At 68.7% G+C, this 632-nt stretch carries 1 protein-coding gene; it reads right to left on the minus strand.

The genetic code is table 11. The features are described 5' to 3' along the window. Window positions 1-632: tetratricopeptide repeat protein (locus VTU_RS0124800; protein WP_010110631.1), on the minus strand; the 632-nt coding region annotated here is incomplete at both ends.

Here is a 632-nt window from a genome sequence, read left to right on the forward strand (position 1 = left end):
CGTGCCGCCTCGGGGGCGGCGTGAATGGCCTGCTCCAGCAGGGCCTGGGCGGCAGGCAGATCGGTCAGCGCGAGCGCCTGCTCGCACAGGTAATGCGCCTGCCGGGTGCTGAAGTCGCCCTGGTCGGCGCCGTGCATCTTGCGTGCAATGCCGGCAGCACGCGGCCAGTCGCGCGAACGCTCGTAGATCGCCAGCAGGGCCAGGCGGGCCTGGGCTTCGAGGGCCGTGCCTTCGAGCCGGTGCAAGGCGTCCTCGGCCCGGTCGAGCAGGCCGGCCTTGAGGAAGTCCAGCGCCAGCGCGTGCTGGGCGCGCTCGCGGTCGCTGTGCTCCAGATCGCCGCGCGACAGCAGGTGTTCGTGCACGCGCACGGCGCGGTCGTATTCGCCCCGGCGGCGAAAAAGATTGCCCAGCGCAAAGTGCAGCTCGCAGGTGTCGGGGTCGTTCTGTACGGCCTCGATGAAGGCGTCGATGGCCTGATCCTGTTGCTCGTTGAGCAGGAAGTTCAGGCCCTTGAAATAGGCTTTCGGTGCCCGGCGGTTCTCGGCGCGCAACTGGCGCAGATCAAAGCGCGAAGCCAGCCAGCCCAGCACAAAGGCCAGGGGCAGGCCCAGCAGAATCCAGCCCAGGTCAAA

Origin of the sequence: Verminephrobacter aporrectodeae subsp. tuberculatae At4, assembly GCF_000193225.1 — a bacterium.
In the GTDB taxonomy this organism is placed as follows: domain Bacteria; phylum Pseudomonadota; class Gammaproteobacteria; order Burkholderiales; family Burkholderiaceae_C; genus Acidovorax; species Acidovorax aporrectodeae.